The organism is Pseudomonas sivasensis (genome assembly GCF_052938085.1).
In genome coordinates this window covers 4,572,388-4,592,731 of record NZ_CP176442.1, presented here as the reverse complement: position 1 = coordinate 4,592,731, position 20,344 = coordinate 4,572,388, and the positions used below count along the sequence as shown (strand labels likewise).

The window sequence follows — 20,344 nt, the reverse complement described above, 5'->3', positions numbered from 1 at the left end:
GGCGCAAGGTCGCGCCTTTAACGGATTCCTTTTGGCTAAGGACAGGTATTTCCATGACGCCCCTTATTTCCCCCGCTGTTCAGCCGCGCCCGATGGCGCCCGCTCACCACAACGACGTAACCCGCACCCCCGACCGCGAGCCTGACCCGTCGCGTCCGGTCGATGTCCCTGCACCGCTTGAAGACTTGTCCGGCTTTGACCTGACGCGTAGCGACCACTGGGGGCAGCCGCCCTCGGTCGTCATCCAACGATTGGCCAGCCATTTACTCGAAAAAGGCGGTACCAGCGTTCAAGCAGCCCACCAGGCCGCGTATCGCTTACTGATCAATTCCGCACCTGAATATTTGGTCAAGGACATTCCCGCCAGCGTGACCTGCGCCAGTGTGCTCTGGGCTCAGTTGGCGATGGCTGTGGGCAGGATCGAAGCCCACGCGCCAGGCCGCACGCTCGGTATGGGGTATGCCGAAATTTTGCTGAACGCCGAATCGCTCACCCTTGACGCTGTCACTCGCCAGCGCATCGATGGGCAGGCCCTGACGGAGTGGGGCGAGGCCAACGGTGTGCTGACCCGCACCGATGAGATGCCATCGGCCAGTGCAATGGAGCGCCTGAGGGCGGCCTACAACGAACAGCTCAGCGCGCTGAAAAGCACCAGCGCCCTCCTGCAAACGCCAATCCCCAGTCGCAGAGCCATGGCGCTGGCCCTGCTTGAGCGGGCGTTTCCTGACGTCGACCCGAGCCTCTTCGAAGTCAGGCATTTTCAAAAGGCCAGGCTCACCAAAGGGCGCCCAGGCATCCATCCCGGCTCACGCTCTATGCTGGATATCGTCATGCACGGCGGCCCATTGGCGACCGATGAGCATTGGGTGAGCAATAACAAACGCCTGCCCATTGACCGTTTTTGCAGCCTTTACCAACAAGGCAAGCTGGAGGTCGCCAGCGCATTCACGAAGGCCTACGACCAGGCGATCAGCGCCCATCAAACCGGGCAACAGAGTCGCGTGCGGCAGATGATCGCCACGTTGCCCCTGGAGGACCGCAATAACCTGGAGTTCGGCAAGCTCGAATTCTTCCACACCAACCAGTACATAATCGCCAAAGACCTGTTTACTCCGCCGGCGCTGCACGTGCGCGGCCATACGCTGGAGGTGAAGGCGACTCGAAACGGCGAGGTCAATCTCTATACCCTCGACACGCGAAACGGCACCGTTGAGAAAGAAAACTTTCTATTGCGCCGACGTACTCCGCCTTACACCGCTGCGAATATGGAATCGCGCGAGGCGAATATTCTTTCTAGAACCGTTCAGTTTGAGCCCGACAGCGATTTCCCGGCGCAACCCCAAGGCACCCAAGCCTCTGACAGTCTCAACTCGCGGCGCAGCCATGCCATTGCTGATGTGTTCGTCAAATCCCTCGACCTGAACAACGACGATCTGATGAACGAGGCCCGGGGCCTGACGTCCTTTGATCAAGACAGCGCCCGCAATGAAGCCATTGGCGAATTCTTCCTGAACTTGATCCCCTTGCGCTCGGCTATCGTCAACTTCCAAAACGGCAATATCGGGCAGGGCGTGTTCGACCTGGGCCTGGATGCGGTTGGCCTGGTTACGTTGGGCGCCGGCAAAGCCGTGCAGGCGGGTAAGGTGCTGGGCGGCGCCTTGACCACTGCGCGCCAGGCGGCCAAGGCGGTGAGGTTTGTTGGCGCAACGGCGGTGGAGGCCTTCAACCCCTTGAGCGGCGTCGGCGATCTGCTGGTGAGCGGAGGCAGGTGGGTGACCAGGGGCAGTGCTTCTGCCGGTGAGCTGAGCAACGGGCTGTTTCGTCATTACAGGGCACCGGAGTCGAGCCTCACCGGGCTCTCGCGCAATAATCAGGGCGTGTACGTTGCTGCCGACGGCCATCGCTCGTATGTGCGCCATCTCGACGCGTCCGGCCAGGCTGGCGTTTATGAGGTCCGGCAGGTGTCCCGCGGCGCGGACGGCAGCGTGCAGGCGCGGGTGTACCACAACAACCGGCAAACTCCGTTGTTACTCGAACGTGTGCAGGATGACCAATGGCGGCGACTGGGTGCGCGGGGCGGCCAGCCGGTTGCGGTCAAAGCCGATCTCGGCCCCGAAATCGGCCGTGGGGGCGAAGGCGTGGTGTATACAAGCCTCGACGGTAAGAGTGTTTATAAAGATTTGGGGCCGACCCGCTTGACCTCGGTAGAGGGCTACGTCGACATGGAAGTGGTCAATTTGAACAAGTACTACGGAGAGGGCTTTGCCGAGGTATTGATCGAGGACGGCCGCAAATACATAAAGATGGGCAAAATTGACGGGGTTGATCTTGCCCATGTCGAAAAAGGCAGCCTGCCCGCCGAAGCTCGTTCGTTACTCGACGACGCGGTAGCGCAAATGGAGGCCAGGGATATTTTTCATAACGACCCGCAGTTGAGTAACTTCATGTACTCAAAAACAGACAACAAGCTCTATCCCATCGACATGAACGGTATGCCCGCCGAGTTCATGGTGCCGGCGGTCAAGAACGTGTATGACCGGCAAATCACGCAGCTGCGCTCGGCGTTCAGCGAACTGATCGCCCGGTAATCCTCAAGAGACACCCTGCCGCGTTCAGGCGGCAGGGTGCTGGCTGTCAGAGGCCGAAATCACCTTCGGACACCAGCTCGCTCAGCGGCTTGCGCGGGCTCGGCACTTCACGCCCTTGCAGGTACTCCGGCAGGGTCGACTTGTCTCCCAGCTTGCCAACGGCCACGGCTGCGTGCAGCGCGTAACCTTCCGGAATCTTCAACTCCTTGCGTGTCAGCTCCTGATCGAAACCGGCCATGCCGTGGGTGTGCCAGCCACTGAGGCTGGCTTGCAGTGCCAGGTGGCCCCAAGCAGAGCCGGTGTCGAAGGTGTGCCACAGCGCCGGGGTTTCTTCAGTGGCACCGGGAGCGACGAAGTCGGTTTTCGAGGCGATGATCACCAGGGCCGAGGCATGCTGCGCCCAGCCGCGGTTGAATTCATTGAGCAGGCCCAGGAAACGTTCCCAGTCCGGCGTGTCGCGGCGCGCGTAGAGAAACCGCCACGGCTGCGAGTTGTAGGCCGACGGCGCCCAGCGTGCAGCTTCGAAGAAACTCAGCAGCGTCTCTTTCGAGATGCTCTCGCCAGTGAAGGCGCGGGGCGACCAGCGGTCGGTGAACTGGGTGTGGATCGGATAGTCGGCAACACGTGTCATGAGCAGGTCCTGATCGTCAATTCGGCGCTCAAAGCTACTGCGCGCCCGCTAGACTGACAAGTGTTGTAACACCGCCAGTCGTAAGCGCTTGGTTCCAAGGGGCTTGGGCACTAGACTGGCGGCCTTTTCACCTACCGATACTGATGCAGAGCCATGGCCGCCAAAGTCGAACCTTTCTGGATACGCAAAACCCTTGAACACCTCGACCAGGAGGAGTGGGAGTCATTGTGCGACGGCTGTGGCCTGTGCTGCCTGCAAAAGCTTGAGGATGAAGACGACAACAGCGTCTATTACACCCGTATCGCCTGCAAACTGCTGGACCTGAAAACCTGCCAGTGCACCGACTACCCCAACCGCCGCGCCTCGGTGCCCGACTGCATCCAGCTCACCCCAGGCCAGGCCGATCAGTTCAAATGGCTGCCGCCCACCTGCGGCTACCGCCTGGTCAGCGAGCGCAAGGATTTACCGCTGTGGCACCACCTGGTCTGTGGCGACCGCGACGCCGTGCACCACGAACGCATTTCCCAGTCTGGACGCATGCTCAGCGAAGGCAGCGTGCCTGAAGACGACTGGGAGGATTACCTGATCTTCCGCGCAGGCTGAAAAAGGAGTGTGTATGAAGGTGGGAACCCAGCTGGCGGCATGCCTGGTGCTGCTGGCGCTGAGCATGCCTGCGTGGTGCGCCAGGAAAGTCGACCTGGATTATCACGTTAAATTGCTGCCCCAGAGCGATCAGGCTGAAGTACGCCTGAGCCTGTCACAAGGCTCGGCCGTGCGCAGCCTGGATTTTGACTTGGGCCCGGCAGGCAGTTACAGCGACTTCAAGGCCGACGGCCAGTGGAAGGTCAGTGGCCAGCGGGGCGTGTGGCAGCCCAGCGCCGACAAGGCCAGTCTGACCTACCGCGTGCACCTCACCCAGGCGCGCAAGCCGGGCAGCTATGAAGCACGTATGACTGCGAGTTGGGCGCTGTTTCGCGGCGAAGACCTGGTGCCGACCGCGCGGCTCGACCAGCAGGACGGCGTCGAGTTGATCTCGCGCCTGGTGTTCGAATTGCCTGCGGGCTGGAAAAGCGTCGAAACCGCCTGGCCCCGTATCGGCAAGAATAAATTTCGCATCGACAACGTTTCCCGCCTGTTCGACCGGCCCACCGGCTGGATGCTCGCGGGCACGCTTGGCAGTCGCCGCGTGCGCCTGGGCGAAACCGAAGTCACCGTGGCGTCGCCCAAGGGTCAGGCCATGCGCCGCATGGACGTGCTGACGTTGCTGACCTTTGTCTGGCCCCAGGTCGAAGCCGCGTTCCCGCGTCATCCGGCCAAGCTGTTGGTGGTGGGCGCCAGTGATCCGATGCGCCGTGGCGTGTTCTCGGCGCATGACTCGATCTACCTCAACAGCCGCACACCGCTGGTCAGCGAAAACGGCAGCAGCCCGTTGATTCGTGAAGTAGTGCAGGCGATCGGACGTTTCAACGATCACGACACCAGTGACTGGATCAGCGAAGGGCTTGGGGAGTATTACGCCATCGAACTGGTGCGCCGTGCCGGTGGGATCACCGATGAGCGGTATCAGGCGATACAGGCGCGGTTGAGCAAGGAGGGCAAAGATGTCACGACGCTACGCGGCGAGCATGTCAGTGGTGCAACCGTGTCGCGGGCAGTGGTGATATTGCAGGAGCTGGACAGCGAGATTCGGGTGAAAACCCATAATAAACGCTCGCTGGATGACCTCGCGCAAGCGGTGATGCGGGCGAACAGCATTACGACGGCGGAGTTCGTGCAGCTGGCTGAGAGCATTATTGGCGAGTCGTCGGTGGTGCTGGATACCAAGCTACTGCGCTGATTTTCAACCTCTGCATCAATCAACATGTGGGAGGGGGCTTGCTCCCGATAGCGCTGATTCAGTCACAACATGTGCTGACTGACATTCTGCTATCGGGAGCAAGCCCCCTCCCACATTTGGATCTCTAACCTACCGAAAGCCAGGTTCAGCCTGTGGTTTTCACAGCTTTCTCAGCCGCCACTTCAGCCTTGGTCTTCAGGTTTTTCAGCTCTGCACCCGCACGCTCGATCTTCGTACGCACGCTGTTCATTTCCTGGCGACCCTGTTCCAGCTTGTCCTTGAGCGAGCTGTGCCCGGTAAAACCACGGGCCAGTGCCACACCGCCAATCGCCACCTGGATCAAACCGAAAATCCCGCCACGGCGCAGGCCTTTGCCGACCATCATCACGCCACCGGCCACCGAGCCGATGCGTTCCCAGCCGTGGACGTTTTGCGTCGGCTGGCTCTGGAAGGGCGTGTGCTCGATGATAGGTCGCACGTTTTTGCTGTCGCTCATGATCTGTCTCCAACAAGGGCAAGTGTAAGTAGCTGACTGCTGGCGGGCGTCGGATGTTCCCAAAAAATCAATACTTGGGGCCCGAACGGGTGTTGTTGCCCTTGGCCAGGCGGTCATAGAGCACCACGTTGACCGTGGCGGCCAAGTTCATGCAGCCGGTGGTCGGGATGTAGACCACGTCTTCGCACCAGTCCCGAATTTCTTTATCCAGCGAGCCGTCTTCCGGGCCGAAGATATACAGCGCGCGGTCGGGGTGGGTGTACTCGGGCAGCGGGCGGGCGCCCTCCACCAGTTCCACGGCGACGGGGATACAGCCCAGGGGCAGGATTTTTTTCAGGTCATCGATACCGATCAGCGGAATATCGTGATGGACCTTCTTGGTGTCGGTGATGAAGTCCCGGGCGCGCTCGTAACGCACGCCGGTGTAGAACACCGAGGCCACGCCGTAGCAACCGGCGGCACGCATGACCGAGCCGACGTTTTCGGGGGATTTGGGGTTATACAGACCGATGCAGCTGTAGCGTTTATTGCCCACGGGGAAGGGTGCCTTGGAGAAAAGCGGCGATTATACGGCTTGAAGGTGATGTATTGCTTGGGCTAACGCTATCGGGAGCAAGCCCCCTCCCACATTTTGAGTTGTGAACACTTTCAAATGTGGGAGGGGGCTTGCTCCCGATGAGGCCAGGACAGGCGACGACACTCTTCAGTCGTCTTTCTTCATCAACCCCGCCAGCGCCGCAAACGGGTTATGCGTGGCCTTGGCAATCGTCGGGCTGCTGGTGGAGCCTTCGCCGAAGTACTGCTGATCGGTGTAGCGCGAGTGTTCGTTATCGTGGCAGTACAGGCACAACAACTCCCAGTTGGAGCCGTCCTGAGGGTTGTCATCATGATTGTGGTTGCGGTGGTGTACGGTGAGTTCGCTCAGGCGCTTGCCGGCGAATTCACGGGCGCAGCGGCCGCACACGTGGGGGTACATCTTGAGGGCTTTGTCGCGGTAGCCCATTTCCCGGTCACGCTGGGCATCGGCGAGGATGCGGTCCAGCTTGGCGGTGTGGGAGGGCGGGTTGGTCGAGCTCATCATGGCTCCTGGCTATTTTGTGGGTCACGGATAACGTTGATTCTAGCCGTCGGCGGGCGTTTGTAGTATCGGTTCATTCATTTCACAAGGATCTGAAACCTATGCGTTGGTACACATGGACAATTGCACTGCTTTTCTGCGCGCTGGCGGCTCAAACCCAAGCGTTTTCGACGCCCAAGCCCGGGCAGGTGATTGAGGTCACCCTTGAACAGTTGCACCCGACCCAGGCCGTGGTGGGTTTCGACCAGATCTACTACAGCCTCGGGCTGTTCGCCGACAAACCCACCAAAGCCTTCGATGAATACTGCGAAACCAACGGCCAGGGCGAGGCCGACAAGGTGCCCAAGAACGCCAGCCTGCTTGCACCTTCCAGTTTCACGTGCAAAGACCCGGTAGGCACTCATCCCGAAGACATGAAAACCGTGGTGGTCGGCCCTGGTGGCCAGTTGTACCTGACCGACGGTCACCACAGTTTCACCACCCTTTGGCAAACGCCGGGTGCCGGCCCTCAGTTGAAAATGTGGGTCAAGGTGACTGACGATTTCAGCAACAGCCCAGACCTCGCCACCTTCTGGCAGCGTATGGAAGCGGCGCGCAAGGTCTGGCTCAAGGACAACCGGGGCCAGACCCTGCCGCCTACGCAACTGCCTGCTCACCTGGGCTTCAAGAATCTGCAGGACGACACCTTCCGCAGCCTGGTGTATTTCACCCGCAAGGCCGCCTATGGCAAGCCGGATGGTGGCGAGATCGCCCCGGAATTCCTGGAGTTCTATTGGGGTAACTGGCTGCGCACGCAAATTGATCTGGGCCAGTACAACCTGGACAAAAAAGGCGGCTACAAGGATGCGATCGAAGCGGTCGCCAAGCGCATGGTCAGCCTGGCGCCGGGATCACCGGTGGGAGGCAGCGGTTTTACCGCCCAGCAACTGGGTGGGATGACCCAACTGGATCGCGATGAGCTGCAGAAGACCTTCGACAAAAAAGTCCCGTACGTGATCGACTACCGCAAATCCCACAACTGACAGGGATCAAAATGTGGGAGGAGGCTTGCCCCGATAGCGTAGTGTCAGTCACCAAATGTTTTGACTGAACCACCGCTATCAGGGGCAAGCCCCCTGCCACATTGGATCTCCAGTGATTTGGTTAATGGTGCTCAGCCCTTGAGCTTCTCCGCAATCCAGATGGTGTGTCGGGTGCCCTTGTTGCCATGGGCAAATACCTGCACTTCCTCGGCCTTGAAACCGGCCTTGCGCAGTTTGTCGCTGAACAGTTTGTCGGCACTCGCTGACCACACCGCCAGCACGCCCTTGGGCCGCAAGGCCTTGGCGCAGGCGGCCAGGCCACCGGCAGAGTAGAGCCAGCTGTTAGCCTTTTGCGTGAGGCCTTCGGGGCCGTTGTCGACGTCGAGCATGATCGCGTCAAAGCCTTGGGGCTCGGCTTGCAGCACCTTGGCCACGTCCTCCATGCGGATCACGGTGCGCGGGTCCAGCAGTGGGCGCCCGGATTTTTCCCCCAGCGGCCCACGGTTCCATTCCACGACGCCCGGCACCAGTTCGGCGACAACCACTTCGGCAGTCTTGCCCAAATGCTTGAGGGCCGAGGCCAGGGTAAAGCCCATGCCCAAACCACCAATCAGCACCCGTGAATCAGGACGACCGGCAACTTTGCGGCAGGGAATTTCTGCCAGCGCATCTTCGGATCCGTGCATGCGCGTGTTCATCAACTGGCCGCCGTCACCACCCTGGATCTTGATGACAAAATCCTCGCCGTATTCGAACAGGCACAAGGCACCGCCGTTGTCGGGGATCGGGGTGGTGTCCAGCAGAACGAAACGTTTCATGGAAATCTCATTGGGAAGGGCATTCTTGCGCGGTTGGGAGTAGCCTTACGACATTCCGGTCAGGCCATGGAGCCATCGATGAAGTGCAGCATTCTAACGGTCATTGTGTTGAGCGCGCTCGCATTGGGTGCGGCGCAGGCTCAGGAGTTGCAAACCGTACCGGTCGCGCCCGCGCCAACCCCCGGTGCACCGGGCACGCCGACGCCGACGCTGTATCCCCAAGTCAGCCCGCCAGCGCTGCCCAAGACCAACGGCTCGCCGCCCTTGGCGCCCATCGTGTTACCGACGCCACCGAAGGACCAGACGGTGCCCGGCCTGCAGCAGAACGACAGCAAACCAAAGACCCCCGGCGGTTAAAACTGTTGCGACAGTAACTGCCCATCAGCCATGCGCAGTCGCTTGGACAGGGCAATCGCAATCGCGCGGATGATCTTCGCGGCCACTCGCGGGGTTTCGTTGAGCATCTTTTCCAGGGAGTCCTTGCCCAAGTTCAACAGCACGCAATCACTGGCAGCCACGCAACTGGCGGAGCGACGCTCGCCGTCGAGTACTGCCATCTCACCGAAAGCCCGGCCGCTGCGCAGGGTGGCGATGGTCAGGCGCTGGCCGTCGTGATTGGTTTTCTGCACCGCCACCTGGCCGCTATGGATGATGCACATGAACGTGCCGGCATCGCCTTCGAGGAAGATCGCTTCGTCCTGGGCAATGCTGCTGATATTGAAGTAGCCGGCGGCGACGTGAAAATCTTCCGGCAACAAAGGGTCGAACAGGCCGCAGTCCATGAGCATGTCGCGGATTTCGGTATTCATTAGCGTCGGTAGTGCCATGGCTGCAATCTTGGTCCATCAATCAGTAGGCGGTCCTGTGTTCAGACAGGCCCGCCGCGCTAAGTTCCTAAATCAACCCCAGCGCCTTGAACACAAATGCATATTCGAGCGCTACGTCACGTAATCCTTGGTAACGACCGCTCATCCCACCATGGCCGGCACCCAGTTCGGTCTTGAGCAGCAGCAGGTTGTCGTCGGTCTTGGTGTCACGCAGCTTGGCCACCCACTTGGCCGCTTCCCAATACTGCACGCGGCTGTCGTTGTAGCCGGCGATCACCAGCATGTGCGGGTAGGCCTGGGCCTGGACGTTTTCGTACGGCGCGTAGGCCTTGATGCGCTCGTACACCTCGGGCTCCTCGGGGTTGCCCCATTCGTCGTACTCGGTGATGGTCAACGGCAGCTCCGGGTCGAGCATGGTGTTGAGCACATCAACGAAAGGCACTTCGGCAATCGCCGCCTGGAACAGCGCCGGACGCTGGTTGAGCACCGCACCGATCAACAGGCCACCGGCACTGCCGCCGCTGATGGCCAGCTGCTTGGAGGTGGTCAGGCCTTGAGCGATCAGGTGTTCGGCGCAGGCGATAAAGTCGCTGAAGGTGTTCTGCTTGTGTTCCTGCTTGCCATTGCGGTACCAGGCTTCACCCAGTTCGCCGCCGCCACGCACATGCGCGATGGCAAACGCCACGCCGCGATCAAGCAGGCTCAGGCGTGCGTGGGAGAACCATGGGTCGAGGCTCGAACCGTAGGCGCCGTAGCCGTAAAGGTACAGCGGTGTGGTTTTGCCGAGTTGGTCGCGCTTGACCACCAGGCTGATCGGCACCTGAGTACCATCGGCGGAGGTAGCCCACAGGCGCTGGCTCACATAATCGTCGGCGTTGAACACGCCGAGTACCGGGGTTTCCTTCAGCACCAGCTGCGCACCGCTGGCCAGTTCCAGCTGGCGTACCTGGGCCGGACGGTTGAGGGCTTCGTAGCGCAGGCGGATCTTGTCGCTGACGAATTCCAGGCTGTTCTGTACGTAGAGGCTGTAGGCGGCGTCAGGTAATTCCACGCGATAGGCAGGCAGGCCCTCGGGGTGCACTTCGATCACCGGCAGGCCGCCGATGCGCAGGCTTAAGGTCATGGCGCTGGTGTTCAGGCTGACGCCGTCGAGCATCACCTCATCGCTGTGGGGGATCAGGTTTTGCCACTCATCCTCGGTCGGCACGTCGCCAATGTCGGTTGCGACAAACAGGGCGTAGTTGATGCCATCACGGTTGCTACGGATAAACCAAGTCCAGGCGCCATTCAGTTGGCCGTGGTCGACATCGTATTCGTGATCGTCGACCCGTGGCGCCAGGCAGGTGAAATCCTGCTGCGGTTGGTTGGCGTCCAGGGCCCAGACTTCGCTAGTGGTCTTGCTGCCCAGGGCCACCAGCAACTGGCGCTCGGAGCTGGAACGGTAGCAATGCAGGAAGAAACGCCCGTCGGGCTCATGGAACACTTCCTGCGCCGCCGTGCCGTCCAGGCGATAGCGATAGAGTTTGTGGGGGCGGTGCGTTTCGTCCAGTTCGCCGAAGAACAGGGTCAGGCTGTCGTTGGCCCAGGTCATGCTGCCGTCGCAGTCCTGGAACTCCAGTTCGCTGACCTTGCCGGTTGCCAATTCCTTCACGAACAGGGTGTAGATCTCTTCGCCGGTGGTGTCCAGGCTGTAGGCCAGGCGATTGTGGTCGGGGCTGATGCTGAATGCGCCGAGGGAGAAAAAGCCACCGTTGGCCAGTTCGTTCGGGTCCAGCAACAGCTCTTCGCTGCTGTCGTCCACCACGTTGCTGTCATCGGCCGGACGGCGGCAGCGGTAGTGACGGGCGTACTCGTCACCGGCGGTGGTGCGGGTGTAATACAGGTACGGGCCCCACGGCGAGGGCAGGGACAGGTCGGTTTCGAGAATGCGGCCCTTGATCTCTTCAAACAGGCTTTCGCGCAAGGCTGCCTGATCGGCGAGCTGGGCTTCCTGCCAGGCGTTTTCGGCCTTGAGGTAATCGAGTACTTCAGCGCTGTCGCGTTCTTGCAGCCAGGCGTAAGGGTCTTGGCCAGGGGCCTTTCGGGCAATCGGGGGCGTCGATACAGGCATGGATTATTCTCTATCTGGCGGACGGTGGCAGGCTTTGCAGCCGCGACACGCAAAAGCCGTTATCATAGCCGCCTGTTTGCCTACCTTGCCATGGACACCATGACCGAGAACGACTATCTGACCGCTTGGGGCCTTTACGCCTTCGCCGCTTTGGGCTGCCTGTTGGTGTGGTGGCGCATGACGCGCTGGATGTGGCGCTGGTTGCGCGAGCCGCTGCAATTGCTGATGGCCGTGTTGCTGTTCAGCCCGACCATCGTAGACCCGGTCAAGACTCAGTTCGCGCCGGCCGTGGCAATTACCGCCCTGGACCTGGTGCTCAAGGTCGGCAATAACGCCTGGCGGGCTATTTCAGATTTGTTCATGTACACCATGATCGCCTTTGGCGTGTACCTGGTGATTGTGTTGATCCGCTGGCCCATCGAGCGCGCCGCCAATGCGCGTCGTGAGCGCCAGGCTGCCACAGATGCAGCCCTGGCCGCTGAGCCGGCGGAAGAAGACGACGAGCCATTCCGCCGTCCGGCGCCTGTCAGTGGCATGCGGGTCGAACCGCGCCTTTAACGTTGCAGCGAGAGCCCTGGCATGTGTGAATTATTGGGCATGAGTGCCAACGTCCCCACCGATATCGTGTTCAGCTTTACCGGGCTGATGCAGCGCGGTGGGCGCACCGGCCCCCACCGCGACGGTTGGGGCATCGCTTTCTACGAAGGCCGTGGTCTGCGTCTGTTCCAGGACCCGGCCGCCAGCAGTGAATCGGAAGTCGCGCTGCTGGTGCAGCGTTATCCCATCAAGAGTGAAGTGGTGATCGGCCATATCCGCCAGGCCAACGTGGGCAAGGTGAGCTTGGCCAATACCCACCCGTTCGTGCGCGAACTGTGGGGCCGCAACTGGTGTTTCGCCCATAACGGCCAACTGGCGGACTTCAACCCCCGCGCCACCTTCTACCGCCCGGTCGGCGATACCGACAGCGAAGCGGCCTTTTGCGACTTGCTCAACCGCGTGCGCGAAGCCTTCCCCGAGCCGGTGGACATCGAACAGATGCTGCCGGACCTGATCGCCGCCTGTGCCGAATACCGCAGCAAAGGCGTGTTCAACTGCCTGCTCAGCGATGGCGACTGGTTGTTTTGCTACTGCTCGACCAAATTGGCGCAGATCACCCGGCGTGCCCCGTTCGGTCCGGCGCGCTTGAAAGATGTCGACGTGATCGTCGATTTTCAGGCCGAAACCACACCCAATGATGTAGTGACGGTAATCGCCACCGAACCGTTGACCGACAACGAAAACTGGACCCGTTACGAACCGGGCCAATGGAGCCTGTGGCGACGCGGTGAATGCGTCAGCCAGGGCATTACTGAGTAAGGATATCGACCATGTTGCTCAGCTATCTGCGGTTGGTGCTGTTTGCCATTGGCCTGTTGGTCGGCGTGCAAGTGCCGGGATTTATCAACGATTACGCCAAGCGCGTCGAAGCCCACTTGATAGAGGCCCAGACGGGTCTGAGCGGGTTTGAAACCACCGCACGGCAGTTCTTCAACGGTGATTTGAAGGCGTTGGTCGCGCATTACCGCGCCAGTGACGACCCGGTTTTCCAGAGCGACGCCAACAGCCTGGGCGCCATGCTTGATCGCCAAGTTGCGTTGGACAAGCAATTCCAGGCCATGCAAGGCCCGTGGTACATCCGCGCGTTGCAAGTGGCGGTGGCCGCCGACCCGGATATCCGCCAGGAAACCTGGAACGGTTACAGCTATCAGATCCTCCTGACCCCAGAAGCCATGGGTTGGGGATTGGGCGGGGCGATGCTGCTGTCGTTTGGATTGGAATGCCTGTTCCGCCTGATCGACTGGGTCGTGTTGGGCGGCAAGCGCCTGCGCCAGAGCCGGCCGATTGAAGAGCGGGACCTGAAAGGTCTCTAACGCCCAACTCGGTCAAATGTGGGAGGGGGCTTGCTCCCGATAGCGGTAGGTCAGTCAATACTTCAGGTACTGACCCACCGCTATCGGGAGCAAGCCCCCTCCCACATTTTTAACCGGGTTTCGTCAGGGGGCCAGCACCATCCGCTCTTCGCCAACTTCCTCGGCATAGCGGGCAACGACCTTCTGGCACAGCCCGACAATCTCCTCCACCAATTCCACCCCCACACGCCACGACACCACCACCTGCAGGTTAGGCAGTTTCTGCGCCATCGATAACATTACCAATTCCCCGCGCGCCAGTTCCTCACTGACCAGCACCGGCGGCAGTGCGCCAATGCCGAATCCATCGCGCAACAACCGCGTAATCGCCGACACCGAATTCACACAGTTCATCCTTGGCGCGGCCACGCCGTTGGCCTGCATCAGGCTCAGCACATCCTGATGTGGGTGCGAGTTTTTCGAGTAGGTGATGATCCGCTCCTGAGCCAGTTCGGCGAGGGAGGCGTAGTCGCGGTTGTAGATCGATTGGCTGGCGACGATCCAGGCCATGGGATGGCTGCACAGTTCCAGGCTGCGCACGGTTTCCAGGCGCAGCAGGTCGGTTTGCAGGATCAGGTCAAGGAAGCCTTTTTGCAGTTGATCGCTGAGGTTAAGCGCGGTATCAGCGACCAATTCGATTTCGACCAAGGGGAAATGGTCCATCAGTTCCGCCACCAACGGGCTCAGCCAAGTGTGAATCACCGTGTCCATCGCGCCGATCCGAATGCGCCCGACCTTGCTGCTGGTGGTCTCCAGGGACTGCTTCAGGCCCCGCATGGTCACCATCATCTGCTCGGCATAATCGAGCACCTTCAAGCCTTCCGGGGTCAGGCTTACGCCTCGAGAATCACGCAAAAACAGTTTCACCCCCAGCTCGCTTTCCAGCACGGCGATGCGGCTGGAGATCGAGGCCTGGGTGGTGAACAGCTTCTCGGCAGTCAGGCGAAAGCTCTTGAGCTTGGCCACCCAGACGAAGGTTTCGAGGAACTTCAAATTCATGGGATCAACTTTTTCTTATGCATGGATCGGTTTTTATTAGTTGGACGCCGTACCGGGCAAGCGCCAAAAATCGAGCGTATTCCACGATGAGCGTCGTGGGGGTGTCAGGACAGGTTGCACGTTCTGCGTTAAAAATCCCACACTGCAAAAAAATAAGTCCTACAGGAGCGCCAGACCGTGAGCCGTCTTTTACTGAATTGCGATATCGGCGAAAGCTTTGGTAACTGGACCATGGGTCTGGACGCCGAGGTCATGCCGTTCATTGATTGCGCCAACGTGGCCTGCGGCTTTCATGCCGGCGACCCAAGCATCATGCGCAAAACCGTTAGCTTGGCGCTCAAGCATGGCGTGCAAGTGGGGGCGCACCCGGCATACCAGGATTTGCAAGGCTTCGGCCGCCGTTCCATGGCCTATACCCCTCAGGAAATCCAGGATCTGCTGCACTACCAGATCGGCGCCCTCGACGGCATTTGCCGTGCCCAAGGCGGCCGCGTCAGCTACGTCAAACCCCATGGCGCGATGTACAACGACATGATGGCCAACCCGAAGCAACTGCGTGCGGTCATCGAGGCGGTGGCCGCTTATGGTGACTTGCCGCTGATGTTGCTGGCCACTCGCGATAACAGCGCAGCCCAGGCATTGGGCGATGAGTATGGCGTGACCCTGTGGTTTGAAGCATTCGCCGACCGCGCCTACGACAATAACGGCCACTTGGTTTCCCGCCAGTTACCCGGCGCTGTGCACCACGACGCCGACACGATCATCCAGCAAGCCCTGACTATTTCTCGTGGCGAACCGTTGACGGCCAGCGACGGCAGCGCCCTCGTACTAAACGCCAATACCCTGTGCGTGCATGGCGACAACGCCAGTTCAATTGCTGCCGTGCAGCGTATCCGCGAGGCGTTGAAGCCAGCATGAAGCCGCGGATTGAAGTGGTGGCCATCGACTGCCTGATGGTGCGTCTGTTCGATGCGATTGCAGAAGCCAACATGCCGTGGATGCTCGCCGCAGCGCAACGCTTGCGAGAAGGGTTCGGCGCTGCATTGGTGGATCTGGTGCCGTCCTACACCACCTTGATGGTGCATTACGACCTCATCGCGCTGAGCCCTGCCCAGGCCCGAGAGCTGATCGACCACGCCCTCACCGACTTGCAGCCGCAGGCTCAGGGAAGCGGTCAATGCCATGTGCTGCCGGTGTGGTACGACCTGAGCGTCGGTCCGGAACTGACCTTGCTCAGCCAGCGCAGTGGCCTGGCCGTCGACGACGTGATCCGTCTCCACAGCGCCCACGAATATCAGGTGTTCGCCCTTGGCTTTGCCCCCGGTTTTGCCTTTATGGGGTTGGTGGACGAAGTCCTCGCCAGCCCACGCCTCAGCACACCGCGCAAACGCGTGGCGGCTGGCAGTGTGGGGATCGCCGAGCGCCAAACGGCTGCTTACCCGGTGGTTTCTCCGGGTGGCTGGAACCTGATCGGTCGCACCCCCGCCAAACTGTTCGACCGCGCGCGAGACGGCTACAGCCTCATGCAACCTGGCGACACGGTGCGCTTCGAAGCGGTCAGTCGTGCCGAATTTATCAACCTGGGTGGCGATGACACGCCGTTGGAGGCGCAGGCATGAGCCGCTTGATCATCGAGGCCAGCACGCCGCTGTGCCTGTTGCAGGACGCCGGTCGTTTTGGCGTACGCCACCTGGGCGTGACCCAGGGCGGCGCGCTGGATTGGGTGTCGATGTCGTGGGCCAATTGGCTGTTGGGCAATGCGCTGGACGCACCGGTGGTGGAGATCACCCTCGGCGGCTTTACCGTGCAGGCCGAGGAGTATTGCTTGCTGGCCTGGGCCGGTGCGGACCTGGGCGCGTATGTCGATGAACGCCCTATCAGTCCGGGACGCAGTTTTATCCTGCAAAAAGGCCAGCGTTTGCGCTTTACCCAGCCGTTCAACGGTGCGCGGGCGTACCTGGCGGCACCCGGCGGGTTTGATGCGCCGGATGTGCTGGGCAGTTGTGCGACGGTGGTGCGTGAAGAATTGGGTGGGCTGGACGGTTTCGGCAAGGCGTTGGCCGAGGGTGGGCGGTTGGGTTATTCCGGGACGGGCGGAGCGATGAAAGTGCTGAGCGCACAGGCGTTGCCCGCCAAGGCGCCGCTGGATGTGATCGTCGGTGCACAAATTGGCCAGTTCAGCGGCCAGAGCCTGTTCGATGCCTTCAATACCGATTGGGCCCTGGACAGTCGCGCTGACCGCATGGGCATGCGCTTGCTCGGTACGCCGTTGCGGTACCAAGGGCCGTCGCTGATTTCCGAAGGTATCCCGTTGGGTGGCATCCAGGTGCCGCCGGATGGGCAGCCGATTGTGTTGCTCAATGATCGGCAGACCATTGGCGGTTATCCGCGTCTGGGGGCGTTGACGCCTTTGTCGCTGGCGCGACTGGCGCAGTGTTTACCGGGAGAGAAAGTGAGGTTGGTACCGGTGGTCCAGGAAACGGCGCATCGGCAGCATGTCGAATATTTGCGCCGATTTACATAACACCGCAATTTAAAATGTGGGAGGGGGCTTGCTCCCGATGACGATGGTTCAGTCACTGATGTGTTGACTGAAACACGGCTATCGGGAGCAAGTCGAATCGTCGCACCGCCCCTCCCACATGAGATCTCCTGCATTATTTGGGTCGGCGTTTATTTGGAGAGGAAGCGCATCCCTTCTTCCAGCCCGCGCAATGTCAGCGGATACATCTGATCCTCCACCAACTCCCGCACAATCCCCGTTGACGCGGTGTAACCCCACGTATCCTTGGGATACGGGTTTATCCAGATCAGCTTTTTGTACTTGGCCATGAAGCGCTGCATCCACACATACCCCGGCTCTTCATTCCAGTGCTCGACGCTGCCGCCGGCCTGGGTGATTTCATACGGCGCCATCGACGCATCGCCGATAAAGATCACTTTGTAGTCGGCGCCGTACTTGTGCAGCAGGTCTTGAGTGGAAGTGCGCTCCGAGGTGCGGCGCTGGTTGTTCTTCCACACCGACTCGTACACGAAGTTGTGGAAGTAGAAATATTCCAAGTGCTTGAACTCGGTCTTGCAGGCCGAGAACAGCTCTTCGCAGATCTTCACGTGGGCGTCCATCGAGCCGCCGATATCGAACAGCAACAGAAGCTTGATGGTGTTGCGCCGTTCCGGGCGCATCTGAATATTCAGCAGCCCTGCATCGCGGGCGGTGTGATCGATGGTGCCGTCGATGTCCAGCTCTTCGGCCGCACCCTGGCGCGCGAACTTGCGCAGGCGGCGCAGGGCGATCTTGATATTGCGCGTGCCCAGCTCAACCTGGTCGTCGAGGTTCTTGTACTCGCGCTGGTCCCAGACTTTCACCGCCTTGCCCTGGCGCTTGCCGGCGTCGCCGACGCGAATGCCTTCGGGGTTGTAGCCGCCGGAGCCGAACGGGCTGGTGCCGCCGGTGCCGATCCATTTGTTGCCGCCGGCATGGCGTTCTTTCTGTTCTTCCAGGCGCTTTTTGAATTCCTCGATCAGCTTGTCGAGGCCACCAAGGGATTGGATCTGCGCGCGTTCTTCATCGCTCAGCGAACGCTCGAATTCCTTGCGCAGCCAGTCTTCGGGGATCAGCGCCTGCAAATGGTCGTCGAGCTTTTCCAGGCCGTTGAAATAGGCACCGAACGCGCGGTCGAACTTGTCGAAATGCCGCTCGTCCTTGACCAGGATCGCCCGGGCCAAGTAGTAGAACTCGTCCATGTCGGCGAAGGTCACGCGCTGCTTGAGCGCGTTGATCAGGTCGAGCAGCTCGCGCACGGACACCGGCACCTTGGCGGCGCGCATCTCGTTGAACAGGTTGAGCAACATTAGCGATTACCGCGACGGCTCATGAACGCCAGACGCTCCAGCAGTTGCACGTCTTGCTCGTTCTTGACCAAGGCACCGGCCAGCGGCGGGATGGCTTTGGTCGGATCGCGCTCGCGCAGCACCGCTTCGCCGATGTTGTCGGCCATCAGCAGCTTGAGCCAGTCCACCAGTTCGGAGGTGGATGGCTTTTTCTTCAGGCCCGGTACTTTGCGCACGTCGAAGAACACGTCCAACGCTTCGCTGACCAGGTCCTTCTTGATGTCGGGGTAGTGCACATCCACGATCTTTTGCAGGGTGGTGCGGTCGGGGAAGGCGATGTAGTGAAAGAAGCAGCGGCGCAGGAACGCGTCCGGCAGCTCTTTTTCGTTGTTGGAGGTAATGATGATGATCGGGCGTTTCTTGGCCTTGATGGTCTCGTCGATTTCGTAGACGTAGAACTCCATCTTGTCGAGTTCTTGCAGCAGGTCGTTGGGGAACTCGATGTCGGCCTTGTCGATTTCATCGATCAGCAGGATCACCCGTTCTTCGGATTCGAACGCTTCCCACAACTTGCCTTTTTTCAGGTAGTTGCGCACGTCGTGCACCTTGTCCACGCCCAACTGCGAGTCACGCAGGCGGCTGACCGCGTCGTACTCGTACAAGCCCTGATGGGCCTTGGTGGTGGATTTGATGTGCCAGGTGATCAGCTTGGCGCCGAAGGATTCGGCCAGTTGCTCGGCGAGCATGGTCTTGCCGGTGCCCGGTTCGCCCTTGACCAGCAACGGCCGCTCCAGGGTGATGGCGGCGTTGACGGCCAGTTTCAGGTCATCGGTAGCCACATAGGCCTGGGTGCCTTCGAACTTCATCGGTGTTTCCTCGCATTCATCAATGCCGGGACTATACCGCGCAGCCCCGGCGACTGTGAACGCAGACGGGTTATTCAGTCTCTGAATGACCAATGTGGGAGTGGGCTTGCCCCTCCCATATTTTAATCTGCGCTGGGTTTGGGCTGTTCATAGCGCGCATTGAACGCCTGGATAAAACCATTGCGCAAAATCGCTAAAAACGCAGAGAACGCGCTGGCATCCTTCTGATGCACGCTGCCACTGAGTTCGACGCGGGTGGCAAATTGGTTTTTCTGTTGGTTCTTGAGCACGGTTTCGCTCGCACCTACCACGGCCTCCCAGATCGAACGGAAGATGTTCTTGTCCTTGTTCTCCACGTCTTGCTGCCAGTCAAACACCTGCACATCCCTTAGCAGCGGTTTGATATAGCCAGTCAGTTGGCCTTTTTCGGCCTGGGCTTCGATGACTACATCGCCGGTGCCGGCCTTGAAGTCGAACTTACCGTAGGCCGAGGCAAAGTCATTCATGCGCTTGAGTTGCAGGTCTTTGGCGCGGAAACGAAATTCGAAGTTCTCAAAATTGCTCAGCGGGTCGAAGGTGGCGCTGGCTTCCAGCGGGGCCTGGCCTTGCAGCAGGGCTTTGCCGTCGAAGCGGGCGTCGCGCTTGCCTTTGACGTCGACGACGTTGGTCAGGTTATAAAAGCTGGCGTTGACGTTGGTCGCGTCGATCTTCACCACGGGTTTGGAACTGAAGTTATGGAAGGCAATCTTGCCCTCTTCGATACGCACTTCATCAAGGGTGATCGGCGCCAGCTTGCTCAACTGCTCGCGCCAGTCGGTGCCTTTACCGGTCTGGGACGCCTGCTTGTTAGCGCCGCCGTCGACGAAATTCACTTCAGGCTCGATAAAACGCATTTTGGCGACCACTGCATGGTCGTACCACAGCGAATGCCAGCTCACCGCCAGGTCGATCAGCGGCGCCTTGACGAACGGTACCGGCACTTTGCCGTCGACCTTGATGATCTCAAGGCCGTTAATCCGGTAGGCGCCGCGCCACAGCGCCAGGTCCACGTCGGTAATTCGGCCTCGGTAATCGCCCATGTCGGCGAGCTTGTCATTCAGATAGTTACGCACTAAGTAGGGCAGGGCGATGCTTAAGGCAACCATGACCACCAGCAATCCGGCGACGGTCCATAGTGGCCAGCTGTAGCGACGTTTCATCGGGCAGTTCTCCTTGCAGGTAAAACATGGACTGCCGCGAGCCGAGCAACGTTCCTCTGACTGGACGCTTTGCAGTACGAGGCATACCCTTAT

Annotated in this window: 22 protein-coding genes; 11 read left to right on the top strand and 11 right to left on the bottom strand. The window is 60.2% G+C overall.

The window, feature by feature from the left end; translation table 11 throughout:
- Positions 1 to 53: 53 nt before the first annotated feature.
- Entirely contained in the window at positions 54 to 2,588 is a 2,535-nt protein-coding gene (locus ACKZ62_RS21130) for an OspG family effector kinase (RefSeq protein ID WP_447095783.1), read from the top strand.
- Positions 2,589 to 2,634: 46 nt separating this feature from the next.
- On the opposite strand, the gene ACKZ62_RS21125 is transcribed toward ACKZ62_RS21130, so the two are convergent.
- Positions 2,635 to 3,219 (bottom strand): nitroreductase family protein, encoded by a 585-nt coding sequence (locus ACKZ62_RS21125; protein WP_032888724.1) that lies wholly within the window; start codon positions 3,217 to 3,219, stop codon positions 2,635 to 2,637.
- Between the two features lie 153 nt (positions 3,220 to 3,372).
- On the opposite strand from ACKZ62_RS21125, the gene ACKZ62_RS21120 reads away from it, so the two are divergent.
- Positions 3,373 to 3,822, top strand: coding sequence for a YcgN family cysteine cluster protein (locus ACKZ62_RS21120; protein ID WP_003172524.1), 450 nt, complete (start codon positions 3,373 to 3,375; stop codon positions 3,820 to 3,822).
- Between the two features lie 13 nt (positions 3,823 to 3,835).
- Complete coding sequence (locus ACKZ62_RS21115; RefSeq protein ID WP_095184095.1) at positions 3,836 to 5,056, top strand: M61 metallopeptidase family protein; 1,221 nt, start codon at positions 3,836 to 3,838, stop codon at positions 5,054 to 5,056.
- Between the two features lie 145 nt (positions 5,057 to 5,201).
- Here the strand turns inward: ACKZ62_RS21115 and ACKZ62_RS21110 are convergent, their stop codons facing one another.
- From ACKZ62_RS21110 to ACKZ62_RS21100, 3 genes are all read right to left on the bottom strand, one after another.
- The gene (locus ACKZ62_RS21110) at positions 5,202 to 5,552 is read right to left on the bottom strand and encodes a YgaP family membrane protein (protein WP_095184096.1); all 351 of its coding nucleotides are present in this window, start codon (positions 5,550 to 5,552) and stop codon (positions 5,202 to 5,204) included.
- A 67-nt stretch (positions 5,553 to 5,619) separates the two neighbouring features.
- The gene (locus ACKZ62_RS21105; protein ID WP_003189607.1) at positions 5,620 to 6,087 is read right to left on the bottom strand and encodes an RNA methyltransferase; all 468 of its coding nucleotides are present in this window, start codon (positions 6,085 to 6,087) and stop codon (positions 5,620 to 5,622) included.
- Positions 6,088 to 6,255: 168 nt separating this feature from the next.
- Complete coding sequence (locus ACKZ62_RS21100) at positions 6,256 to 6,630, bottom strand: YajD family HNH nuclease (RefSeq protein ID WP_003210675.1); 375 nt, start codon at positions 6,628 to 6,630, stop codon at positions 6,256 to 6,258.
- 101 nt (positions 6,631 to 6,731) lie between these two features.
- Between ACKZ62_RS21100 and ACKZ62_RS21095 the strand changes: the two genes are divergently transcribed.
- Positions 6,732 to 7,652, top strand: coding sequence for a ParB/Srx family N-terminal domain-containing protein (locus ACKZ62_RS21095; protein WP_447095782.1), 921 nt, complete (start codon positions 6,732 to 6,734; stop codon positions 7,650 to 7,652).
- A 131-nt stretch (positions 7,653 to 7,783) separates the two neighbouring features.
- On the opposite strand, the gene ACKZ62_RS21090 is transcribed toward ACKZ62_RS21095, so the two are convergent.
- Entirely contained in the window at positions 7,784 to 8,470 is a 687-nt protein-coding gene (locus tag ACKZ62_RS21090) for a spermidine synthase (RefSeq protein ID WP_032888736.1), read from the bottom strand.
- 78 nt (positions 8,471 to 8,548) lie between these two features.
- On the opposite strand from ACKZ62_RS21090, the gene ACKZ62_RS21085 reads away from it, so the two are divergent.
- A complete protein-coding gene (locus ACKZ62_RS21085) occupies positions 8,549 to 8,827 on the top strand; it encodes a hypothetical protein (RefSeq protein ID WP_032888738.1) in 279 nt (92 codons plus the stop codon).
- Here ACKZ62_RS21085 and ACKZ62_RS21080 read toward each other — a convergent pair.
- Positions 8,824 to 9,297 (bottom strand): cyclic nucleotide-binding domain-containing protein, encoded by a 474-nt coding sequence (locus tag ACKZ62_RS21080; protein ID WP_032888741.1) that lies wholly within the window; start codon positions 9,295 to 9,297, stop codon positions 8,824 to 8,826. The genes ACKZ62_RS21085 and ACKZ62_RS21080 overlap by 4 nt on opposite strands.
- A 67-nt stretch (positions 9,298 to 9,364) precedes the next feature.
- Positions 9,365 to 11,407, bottom strand: coding sequence for a S9 family peptidase (locus ACKZ62_RS21075; RefSeq protein WP_447095781.1), 2,043 nt, complete (start codon positions 11,405 to 11,407; stop codon positions 9,365 to 9,367).
- 24 nt (positions 11,408 to 11,431) lie between these two features.
- Between ACKZ62_RS21075 and ACKZ62_RS21070 the strand changes: the two genes are divergently transcribed.
- Genes ACKZ62_RS21070 through ACKZ62_RS21060 form a run of 3 tightly spaced genes read left to right on the top strand, consistent with a single transcriptional unit; the run spans position 11,432 to position 13,317 of the window.
- Positions 11,432 to 11,965 carry a hypothetical protein gene (locus ACKZ62_RS21070; protein ID WP_032888746.1) on the top strand — a complete coding sequence of 178 codons (534 nt, stop codon included), beginning with the start codon at positions 11,432 to 11,434 and terminating at the stop codon, positions 11,963 to 11,965.
- 21 nt (positions 11,966 to 11,986) lie between these two features.
- Positions 11,987 to 12,763: a class II glutamine amidotransferase gene (locus ACKZ62_RS21065; protein ID WP_024074057.1), complete on the top strand. Its 777-nt coding sequence runs from the start codon at positions 11,987 to 11,989 to the stop codon at positions 12,761 to 12,763.
- An 11-nt stretch (positions 12,764 to 12,774) separates the two neighbouring features.
- The gene (locus ACKZ62_RS21060) at positions 12,775 to 13,317 is read left to right on the top strand and encodes a DUF2937 family protein (protein ID WP_032888750.1); all 543 of its coding nucleotides are present in this window, start codon (positions 12,775 to 12,777) and stop codon (positions 13,315 to 13,317) included.
- A gap of 123 nt (positions 13,318 to 13,440) precedes the next feature.
- On the opposite strand, the gene ACKZ62_RS21055 is transcribed toward ACKZ62_RS21060, so the two are convergent.
- The gene (locus tag ACKZ62_RS21055) at positions 13,441 to 14,355 is read right to left on the bottom strand and encodes a LysR family transcriptional regulator (RefSeq protein WP_032888752.1); all 915 of its coding nucleotides are present in this window, start codon (positions 14,353 to 14,355) and stop codon (positions 13,441 to 13,443) included.
- A 177-nt stretch (positions 14,356 to 14,532) separates the two neighbouring features.
- Between ACKZ62_RS21055 and ACKZ62_RS21050 the strand changes: the two genes are divergently transcribed.
- From ACKZ62_RS21050 to ACKZ62_RS21040, 3 genes are read left to right on the top strand one after another with little or no spacing between them, the layout of a single operon-like run.
- Positions 14,533 to 15,273, top strand: coding sequence for a 5-oxoprolinase subunit PxpA (locus ACKZ62_RS21050; protein ID WP_122755742.1), 741 nt, complete (start codon positions 14,533 to 14,535; stop codon positions 15,271 to 15,273).
- Positions 15,270 to 15,974, top strand: a complete 705-nt coding sequence (pxpB, locus tag ACKZ62_RS21045; protein WP_095184102.1) for a 5-oxoprolinase subunit PxpB — start codon at positions 15,270 to 15,272, stop codon at positions 15,972 to 15,974. The genes ACKZ62_RS21050 and pxpB overlap by 4 nt, the downstream gene beginning before the upstream one ends.
- On the top strand, positions 15,971 to 16,879 hold the full coding sequence (locus tag ACKZ62_RS21040) for a 5-oxoprolinase subunit C family protein (RefSeq protein WP_447095780.1): 909 nt from the start codon (positions 15,971 to 15,973) through the stop codon (positions 16,877 to 16,879). The genes pxpB and ACKZ62_RS21040 overlap by 4 nt, the downstream gene beginning before the upstream one ends.
- A 149-nt stretch (positions 16,880 to 17,028) precedes the next feature.
- On the opposite strand, the gene ACKZ62_RS21035 is transcribed toward ACKZ62_RS21040, so the two are convergent.
- From ACKZ62_RS21035 to ACKZ62_RS21025, 3 genes are all read right to left on the bottom strand, one after another.
- Positions 17,029 to 18,207: a vWA domain-containing protein gene (locus ACKZ62_RS21035; RefSeq protein WP_095184104.1), complete on the bottom strand. Its 1,179-nt coding sequence runs from the start codon at positions 18,205 to 18,207 to the stop codon at positions 17,029 to 17,031.
- The gene (locus ACKZ62_RS21030; protein ID WP_003210690.1) at positions 18,207 to 19,052 is read right to left on the bottom strand and encodes an AAA family ATPase; all 846 of its coding nucleotides are present in this window, start codon (positions 19,050 to 19,052) and stop codon (positions 18,207 to 18,209) included. Before ACKZ62_RS21030 ends, ACKZ62_RS21035 begins: the two co-directional genes overlap by 1 nt.
- A 122-nt stretch (positions 19,053 to 19,174) precedes the next feature.
- Positions 19,175 to 20,251 (bottom strand): DUF748 domain-containing protein, encoded by a 1,077-nt coding sequence (locus ACKZ62_RS21025; protein ID WP_122755744.1) that lies wholly within the window; start codon positions 20,249 to 20,251, stop codon positions 19,175 to 19,177.
- Positions 20,252 to 20,344 lie beyond the last annotated feature (93 nt).

Excerpts from the sequence above, each read along its gene's own strand:
- ACKZ62_RS21055 (WP_032888752.1), bottom strand. The coding sequence starts at position 14,355 with ATGAATTTGAAGTTCCTCGAAACCTTCGTCTGGGTGGCCAAGCTCAAG.
- ACKZ62_RS21075 (WP_447095781.1), bottom strand. The coding sequence starts at position 11,407 with ATGCCTGTATCGACGCCCCCGATTGCCCGAAAGGCCCCTGGCCAAGAC.
- ACKZ62_RS21085 (WP_032888738.1), top strand. The coding sequence starts at position 8,549 with ATGAAGTGCAGCATTCTAACGGTCATTGTGTTGAGCGCGCTCGCATTG.
- ACKZ62_RS21130 (WP_447095783.1), top strand. The coding sequence starts at position 54 with ATGACGCCCCTTATTTCCCCCGCTGTTCAGCCGCGCCCGATGGCGCCC.
- pxpB (WP_095184102.1), top strand. The coding sequence starts at position 15,270 with ATGAAGCCGCGGATTGAAGTGGTGGCCATCGACTGCCTGATGGTGCGT.
- ACKZ62_RS21065 (WP_024074057.1), top strand. The coding sequence starts at position 11,987 with ATGTGTGAATTATTGGGCATGAGTGCCAACGTCCCCACCGATATCGTG.
- ACKZ62_RS21115 (WP_095184095.1), top strand. The coding sequence starts at position 3,836 with ATGAAGGTGGGAACCCAGCTGGCGGCATGCCTGGTGCTGCTGGCGCTG.
- ACKZ62_RS21125 (WP_032888724.1), bottom strand. The coding sequence starts at position 3,219 with ATGACACGTGTTGCCGACTATCCGATCCACACCCAGTTCACCGACCGC.
- ACKZ62_RS21080 (WP_032888741.1), bottom strand. The coding sequence starts at position 9,297 with ATGGCACTACCGACGCTAATGAATACCGAAATCCGCGACATGCTCATG.
- ACKZ62_RS21040 (WP_447095780.1), top strand. The coding sequence starts at position 15,971 with ATGAGCCGCTTGATCATCGAGGCCAGCACGCCGCTGTGCCTGTTGCAG.
- ACKZ62_RS21100 (WP_003210675.1), bottom strand. The coding sequence starts at position 6,630 with ATGAGCTCGACCAACCCGCCCTCCCACACCGCCAAGCTGGACCGCATC.
- ACKZ62_RS21120 (WP_003172524.1), top strand. The coding sequence starts at position 3,373 with ATGGCCGCCAAAGTCGAACCTTTCTGGATACGCAAAACCCTTGAACAC.
- ACKZ62_RS21060 (WP_032888750.1), top strand. The coding sequence starts at position 12,775 with ATGTTGCTCAGCTATCTGCGGTTGGTGCTGTTTGCCATTGGCCTGTTG.
- ACKZ62_RS21095 (WP_447095782.1), top strand. The coding sequence starts at position 6,732 with ATGCGTTGGTACACATGGACAATTGCACTGCTTTTCTGCGCGCTGGCG.
- ACKZ62_RS21110 (WP_095184096.1), bottom strand. The coding sequence starts at position 5,552 with ATGAGCGACAGCAAAAACGTGCGACCTATCATCGAGCACACGCCCTTC.
- ACKZ62_RS21025 (WP_122755744.1), bottom strand. The coding sequence starts at position 20,251 with ATGAAACGTCGCTACAGCTGGCCACTATGGACCGTCGCCGGATTGCTG.
- ACKZ62_RS21030 (WP_003210690.1), bottom strand. The coding sequence starts at position 19,052 with ATGAAGTTCGAAGGCACCCAGGCCTATGTGGCTACCGATGACCTGAAA.
- ACKZ62_RS21035 (WP_095184104.1), bottom strand. The coding sequence starts at position 18,207 with ATGTTGCTCAACCTGTTCAACGAGATGCGCGCCGCCAAGGTGCCGGTG.
- ACKZ62_RS21090 (WP_032888736.1), bottom strand. The coding sequence starts at position 8,470 with ATGAAACGTTTCGTTCTGCTGGACACCACCCCGATCCCCGACAACGGC.